Origin of the sequence: Sphaerochaeta sp. S2 (assembly GCF_016406725.1) — a bacterium.
Lineage (GTDB): Bacteria > Spirochaetota > Spirochaetia > Sphaerochaetales > Sphaerochaetaceae > Sphaerochaeta.
The window spans coordinates 1-7544 of record NZ_JAEKNT010000438.1; the positions used below are offsets into that span (position 1 = coordinate 1).

7 protein-coding genes and 1 pseudogene are annotated in these 7544 nt (G+C 49.7%); 4 read left to right on the top strand and 4 right to left on the bottom strand.

What is annotated here, in order from left to right; all coding sequences use genetic code 11:
• Positions 1–180, top strand: a pseudogene (locus JF818_RS12515) (nucleoside deaminase); the annotation flags it as partial.
• On the opposite strand, the gene JF818_RS12520 reads toward JF818_RS12515, so the two are convergent.
• Positions 181–486 carry a helix-turn-helix transcriptional regulator gene (locus JF818_RS12520; RefSeq protein WP_198892327.1) on the bottom strand — a complete coding sequence of 102 codons (306 nt, stop codon included), beginning with the start codon at positions 484–486 and terminating at the stop codon, positions 181–183.
• A 165-nt stretch (positions 487–651) separates the two neighbouring features.
• Between JF818_RS12520 and JF818_RS12525 the strand changes: the two genes are divergently transcribed.
• Together JF818_RS12525 and JF818_RS12530 are read left to right on the top strand one after the other, a co-directional pair.
• Entirely contained in the window at positions 652–1947 is a 1296-nt protein-coding gene (locus JF818_RS12525) for a citrate synthase (protein WP_198892328.1), read from the top strand.
• Positions 1934–2398, top strand: a complete 465-nt coding sequence (locus tag JF818_RS12530) for an HAD family phosphatase (RefSeq protein ID WP_233067722.1) — start codon at positions 1934–1936, stop codon at positions 2396–2398. Before JF818_RS12525 ends, JF818_RS12530 begins: the two co-directional genes overlap by 14 nt.
• Positions 2399–2590: 192 nt before the next feature.
• On the opposite strand, the gene icd is transcribed toward JF818_RS12530, so the two are convergent.
• The 3 genes from icd to JF818_RS12545 all read right to left on the bottom strand — a co-directional run bounded on the left by icd (position 2591) and on the right by JF818_RS12545 (position 7015).
• A complete protein-coding gene (gene icd, locus JF818_RS12535) occupies positions 2591–3820 on the bottom strand; it encodes an NADP-dependent isocitrate dehydrogenase (RefSeq protein WP_198892329.1) in 1230 nt (409 codons plus the stop codon).
• Complete coding sequence (locus tag JF818_RS12540; protein WP_198892330.1) at positions 3820–5757, bottom strand: aconitate hydratase; 1938 nt, start codon at positions 5755–5757, stop codon at positions 3820–3822. Before JF818_RS12540 ends, icd begins: the two co-directional genes overlap by 1 nt.
• Positions 5758–5818: 61 nt before the next feature.
• On the bottom strand, positions 5819–7015 hold the full coding sequence (locus tag JF818_RS12545; protein ID WP_198892331.1) for an MFS transporter: 1197 nt from the start codon (positions 7013–7015) through the stop codon (positions 5819–5821).
• 85 nt (positions 7016–7100) lie between these two features.
• Here JF818_RS12545 and JF818_RS12550 point away from each other — a divergent pair.
• On the top strand, positions 7101–7544 hold a 444-nt coding region (locus tag JF818_RS12550), incomplete at its 3' end, for a divergent PAP2 family protein (protein ID WP_198892332.1).

Sequence of the window (7544 nt, forward strand, 5' to 3'; positions counted from 1 at the left end):
GTGTACTACGGGTGCACACCTGAGGATGCCGAGGCAATTGGATTTCGGGATGATTACATCTATCGGTACATACAGGAGGGATGCAAGGATCAGGAAGTACTCAACCTTACCCAAGCAGAGAGAGAGATGTGCCTGGATCTCTTTGGCGAATATGCAGAAAATGAATCCCAGAGGTATTGATCAGAGCAATTCCTGGTAGTGCTCAATGCCCATGGCAAGAATGTCGTGGATATGTTCGTCATTGAGACGGTAGAGAACATTACGTCCGTCCTTTCTGAAACGCACCAAGCGACGAGCCCTGAGAAGTTTGAGCTGTTGGCTGATGGTACTTTGTTGCATGTTCAGTTCTTCACTGATTGCATTGACGCCTCTCTCCCCCTGCTCAAGCAGAAAGAGGATTTTCAATCGGGTGGGATCTCCGAAGACCTTAAAAAAGTCTGCGATATCGACAATTTCCTCATCCAACGGCAATACAAATTCTTCCATGGGGCATCTCCTGGGATTGATACCTACCAGTATAACCATTACTGATGAGAAAGAAAAGCAAGGAATGCTTGGGTGATATATTTCCAAAACAATCAAACTAGGATACATTTCACCCACCTGCTCAAACAAAATTACACGAAATGACCCCCTAAAGGAGGCTATGAAATGGATATCAAAGAAAAAGCAGCAAAACTGGTCCTCGAGGATAACGAATTCGATCTCACTGTCATCACGGACAACATGGGTGGAAAGTCGATCGACATAACCGCCTTGAGGAAAAGCACGGGATTCATCACGTATGACCCCGGCTTTGTAAATACAGGATCCTGTATGAGCAATATCTGCTTTGTTGATGGGGAGCAGGGAATCCTCCGCTACCGCGGATATGATATTGAGGACCTGGTGGACAACTGTGACTTCGTTGAGGTTGCACATCTCCTGATAAAAGGAGAACTTCCCACACTCGCCCAACGTCACACCTATGCAGATATGCTCAACCGGCACTCACTGCTCCACGTTGATATGAGGAACTTTTTCCGTGACTATCCACAGGAATCCCACCCTATGTCAATTCTCTCTGCAATGGTTGCATCGCTTTCTGCGTTCTATCCTGAATTGGAGGATGCAGACCCGGAAGAGAATGTTGACTTGACGGTCAGCAGACTGCTTTCCAAGATGAGAACCATCGCTGCATTCAGTTATCGGCAAATGAATGGATTGGACTTCGTCGACCCCTCTTACAAGTATTCCTACTGTGAGAACTTCCTGAACATGATGTTCCATACACCGGTAAATGCCTATATTCCTGATCCTTTGCATGCCAGGGCATTGAACATCCTTCTGATCCTCCATGCAGACCACGAGCAGAACTGTTCAACGAGTGCTGTCCGCCTGGTAGGCAGCAGCGAGGCAAATCTTTATGCATCAGTTGCAGCTGGTTGTTGTGCCCTTTGGGGAAGCAAACATGGTGGAGCCAACCAAGCAGTCATGCAGATGTTGTTGAAAATCCATAATGAAGGACTCAGTGTTGAACAGGTAATTGCAATGGCAAAGGACAAGGAGAACCCGTTCAGGCTCTCTGGATTCGGCCACAGGGTATACAAGACCTATGACCCGAGGGCAAGGATTGCAAAACGTCTCAGCCAGCAAGTCTTGGGGGCTGACAGCCAGAGCGATCCACTCCTGCAAATTGCCATGGAACTGGAGCAAGCGGCCTTGAATGATCCTTATTTCATCGAACGCAACCTGTATCCAAATGTAGATTTCTACACGGGGATCATCTTCCATGCCATTGGGATTCCTGAGTCGATGTTCACCGTGCTCTTTGCCATGGGCCGACTCCCTGGATGGATTGCCCACTGGCTTGAATGGAGACACGATCCGTACCAGAAGATTGGTCGGCCTCGACAGGTCTACTCGGGCCCACACGTACGGAAGGTGGTACCGCTTGAGGACCGATAAGGCCCTGATCTTTGATTTCAATGGCACCCTTTTTTGGGATACCGAGTATCATCGGCAAGCATGGGGTGCCATTTCATTGCGCCTGAGGAACAAACCGCTCGCGAAAGAAGAAAGTCACCACCTCAACGGAAGAACCAATGCTGAGACAATTGCCTACCTATTGGGGAGAACCCCCAGCGAGGAAGAGGTCTTTCGTATCAGCAGGGAGAAGGAGGGGATCTATGAAAATATTTGTCTTGACAACCGTCCCCTCAGCCTTGCCCCAGGTGCAATCACTCTCTTCAAACGAGCTAAACAAGCCGGTTTTCAACTTGCTATAGCCACCAGTGCAGGAGAGGACAACATCCGCCGCTATGAGGCATGGTTCTCTCTCAGCAAGTACGTACCCTCCTCCTTGATCATATATGACAATGGAAAGAGAAAAGGAAAGCCTGAGCCAGATATCTACTAGGATACCTGCAAGGCCCTGGGTCTCTAACCAGAGGCATGTACGGTCTTTGAAGATACGAAGGCCGGCATTCTCTCAGCAAGCAGGGCGGGAATTGGGAGCATGTATGCTGTTGGAAGCCCTGGAGCCGACATACAGACAATTCAGGCCATGGAGGGTGTCCATGGCCTGATTACAGATTTTTCTGAATTTTCTCTAGAGCAATGACACCAGATAGGAACCGAACTCCTTGGTTCCCAACCTTGTACACGCCTTGCCTTCAGCTTCCATCAAGCGAGCAAAATCAGAGGTAACCATCCCTTCACTGATCGCCTTCTGGACAACACCGGTAACCAGCTCGGCAGCTTCATCCCATCCAAGGTAGGAGAGCATCATCTGGGCTGAGAGTACCAGGGAAAGAGGGTTCACAATATTCTTTCCAGCAATATCAGGGGCAGTCCCATGGGTTGCTTCAAAGATTGCAAAGCCGCTCTCATAGTTGATGTTAGCCCCAGGGGCAATACCGATACCACCAACCTCAGCTGCCAAGGCATCCGATACATAATCCCCATTGAGATTGAGCGTGGCAATGACATCATAGGCTTCAGGCTTGAGCAGGATATTCTGCAGGAAGGCATCGCAGATACAGTCCTGGATGACCAGCGGCTCTTGGCCTTCCCGATCAATCTTCACATTTCCATGCTCGTCCTCAATTGCACCAAATTCGCGTTTTGCAAGTTCATAGCCCCACTTCCTGAATCCACCTTCAGTGAATTTCATGATATTCCCCTTGTGCACCAACGTGACATTGCGTCGGCTGTGCTCCAATGCGTAGGAAATAGCACTACGAATCAGACGTTCGCTTCCTTCAACAGAAACCGGCTTGATGCCAAGTGCGCTGGTCTCAGGGAATCGAATCTTGCTCACCTGCATCTCTTCTTTGAGGAATGCAATGACTTTCCTAACCTCTTCACTACCCGACTCCCATTCGATGCCGGCATAGATGTCTTCCGTATTCTCACGAAAAACAACCATGTCAACATTCTCCGGGTGTCTGACAGGGGAAGGAACTCCCTGGTAATAGGTAACCGGACGGAGACAGACATACAAATCAAGGGTCTGACGGAGGGTTACATTCAAGGAACGGATTCCCTTCCCAACAGGAGTGGTCAAGGGTCCCTTGATAGCCACCTTGTACTGCTTGATTGCCTCAAGGGTCTCCTCGGGAAGGTAGTTACCGGTTAGGTCCTTTGCCTTTCCTCCTGCAAGTATCTCCTTCCAGGTTATCTGCTTGGTATCTCCATAGGCTTTTTTGACTGCCGCTTCAACCACATTCTTCATAACCGAGGAGATCTCCTGACCTACCCCATCTCCCTCGATGTAAGGGATGATGACACTGTCAGGCACCACCAGGGCTCCATCTTCCATGCGTATTGCCATTTCCATCAAGCTTTCTCCTTAAGAATATTCAACAGACCACCACCAATGAGCATCGCTCTTTGGCCATCGGTGATATCACAGCGGAGGGTTATCTCCCTGCTCTTGGTCTTGTTCTTCAAGACAACCGTCTCACCCTTGATCTGCTCTGAGATGTTCTCGATCACCAGTTCATCGTTCTGGTCGAAACGCGAGTAGTCATCTTCATTTATGAATGTAAGGGGAACGATACCGAAGTTACAAAGATTGTTCTGGTGGATTCGCTCAATGGAAACAGCGATAACCGCTTTCACCCCGAGGTACATCGGACAGATTGCCGCATGTTCCCGGCTTGATCCCTGGCCATAAGAGGCACCGGCTACGATGAAGTTGTCCTTGCCCCGGTCCTGATTCTCTGTACAGCGTTCACTGAAATGCTCATCAACCGGCTCAAAGACAAACTTGGAGTACACGGGGATATTTGAGCGGTACTTGAGCCTGGCTCCAGCAGGCATGATATGGTCGGTGGTGATCTTGTCCCCTACCTTGATCGTCACATACCCGTCCAGATTCTCCTTGAGCGGGGTGTTCTTTGGTGGGTCACCAATATTGGGCCCCCGGAAGATCTCAACATTACTGCCATCCTCGGGGGGGAAGATGAACATGGAGTCATCGATCAGGAACTGTTCAGGTTGGACTACCTTGGGGAAGGCAATGCCATGGGAAGAGAGAGGATCGGTGAACTGCCCGCTTATTGCACCAAGGGCAGCTGTTTCAGGACTGACCAGATAGACCTGGCCACTCTTGGTTCCGCTACGACCTTCAAAGTTTCGGTTGCTGGTCCTGAGTGAGACCCCATCGGTTCCGGGACTCTGATGGTTTCCGATACAGAACCCACAGGCACTTTCCAGAATGCGGGCACCACTGGCGATCATCTTGGCCAACGAACCATCCTTGCTGAGCATCAGGAGTACCTCACGGCTTCCCGGGGCAATTCCAAGGCTTACATGTTCTGCGACGGTATGCCCATCAAGGATGTCTGCAACTTTTTTCATGTCTGCATAGCTGGAGTTTGTGCAGGAACCGATAAGGACTTGCTCAACCCGTTTTCCAGCAAGCGATGCTACTGTAGCAATATTCCCGGGTGAGTGAGGACATGCTACCTTGGGCTCCAAGGCCGAGAGATCGATTTCAAACAGGTCATCATAGACTGCACCCTCATCAGCACTGAGTGCAATCCAGTCATCTTCCCTTCCCTGTGCCTTCAGGAATGCGCGTGTTTTCTCATCCGAGGGGAAGATACTCGTGGTGACGCCACATTCGGCCCCCATGTTGCAAATGGTAGAACGTTCAGGGACTTCCAGTGTCTGGACACCTACACCGGTATATTCAAAGATACAGTTCACATTACCTTTCACCCCGAAGCGTTCAAGAACGGTCAGGATGACATCTTTCGCAGAGACCCAAGGACGGAGTTTCCCATGGAGACGGATTTCTATGACTTTCGGGCTGATCAAGTGAAAAGGTTGGCCGGCCATGGCAACCGCCACATCGAGCCCACCGGCTCCGATTGCTATCATACCGATACCACCACCGGTTGGGGTATGGCTATCACTGCCAAGCAGGGTTTTTCCAGGCTTGCCAAATCTCTCCAGATGCACTTGATGGCAGATTCCATTTCCTGGGCGAGAGAATACTACACCCTTGGCAGCGGCAACGGTCTGCAGGTAGTGATGGTCATCTGCGTTCTCGAATCCTACTTGGATGGTATTATGATCAACATAGCTTACAGCCAACTCGTTCTGGACACGATCCAAACCCATTGCCTCGAATTGCAGGTAGGCCATGGTACCGGTGGCATCCTGTGTGAGCGTCTGGTCAATATGGATCCCGATTGGGTTTCCCGTTCCCAGTGTTCCCTCTTCCAGATGGGAAGCTAGAATTTTTTCAGTCAAGGTCTTGCTCATAGTGGGCTCCTTTTGGCGTCTTTGATATCTATTGTATACGAACTCTAGGTTGTGTGTAAAACTACTTTCCCGTAATCCTGTTCCTTTCAATAAAGAAGGCAACAAGCAATTCAACCATCACGAGGATGATGGCGGTAGTTCCAATGACAAGCAATACCTTGGAGAAAGAGAGTTGCTCGTACACACTTCCTCCCACAACTTCCCCCAGGATGGTTCCTACGGTCAGAAAGACCTCATGGATGATCATTCTCCCCGATCGATTCACACTGCCACTTGCCCCGTGGAACATACTCTGGTCATAGGCGAATGCAAACAGTATTCCGAACAACAGGAAGAAGAGTGCAAAGGGAAGCGGAGAGGAGAAGCCCATGGCAACAAGGGAGAGCACTCCAAAGAGCAGTTGCACCAGGAAAATATATCGCTTCTTGAAGTGCCAGAACTCCAACTTTCCCAGTACCAGAAAACTAAGACAGGTTGCTACTCCACGTACAAGCAAGAGTAAGCCGGTCTGGCTTTCACTGATCTTCAGCACATCCTGTGCATAGAGAGGGAAGATGGTAAGGATGACACTCATACCGCTGTACAGGGATATGATGCCAACCCAGGCGTAGAAGCGAAGAGGCGTGCTCGCATCCTCCCTGCCATTCTCCTTGTTGTCGGCATGTTCACTCTGTACTGCCCTGATCCCAGGTACCAGTGCACTGGTTATTACAAGGAGAAGAAATACCAGAAAGAACATGAGGATGGCAACATAAAAAGGTGTGGTGGTGGAAACCTCAACGAGGATACCGGCAATATAGCTGGAGACACCGACCCCGAAAGACCAGGAGAAGTTGAAGGCATTGGTGACATGATTGAGTTGCGCCCCCTCCTTTCCCCTTGAGAACCATCCCTCTATTTGTGGCCACAGAAGACTCATGAAAGCCCCATAGAACACCAAAGCAAGGTATGCGATGGAGAGTTTCTTTGTGGAGACAAAGAGCAAGACTGCAATTGCCATCCCAACCAGAGAGGTCTCCACAAGGTGGCGTGGGCGGAAATGGACAGTGAACTTACCCCCAAGCAGGCAAAAGACCAAGTACGTCGCAGTGGTAATGGAGGCGGCAACCCCGATCTGGTCCGCACCAAGGGAGAAGGCTCTTCGAAGATGGTATACGAGTGCCAGATTGACCATTGCAATGGAGAGTTGGCCGAAGAATGAGGCAATATTCAGCACCCAGAATTGAATGGCATCACTTTTTTGCTGTGAAACGTACATGACTGCTCCAAGGATAATGTTGAGTGCAACTCTAGAACAAGATAGAATCTTGCGCAAGCAGGGGAAAAAAGTTACTCTATTGGGCATGAACAATGCCTTGTTGGAAAATGCCCCATTTATTTCGGCGGCTCTTGCTTTCTTTATTGCACAATTCCTGAAACCTTTCATCAATGTACTCTTTGAGAGGAAGTTTGTCTGGTCCATGCTCTTCAGCACCGGAGGAATGCCTTCAAGCCACGCCGCTGGTGTTATTGCTCTTACCACCTCAATTGCATTCACAGAAGGTATCGGTACGGTAGATTTTGCCATGGCAGCTACATTTGCTGCAATTGTCATTCATGATGCAATGGGCATTAGAAGGGCAGCAGGGAAGCAAGCAGAGGTTATCAACGAGTGGAGCAGACTTCTCAGTGAAATCCATCGAGAAGGCCAGTTCACTCCCGAGAATCTGAAAACCATGCTTGGACACTCCTTCAGCCAGGTGCTGGGAGGCATCTTGCTCGGACTTATCATTGGATTGAGTGCAACC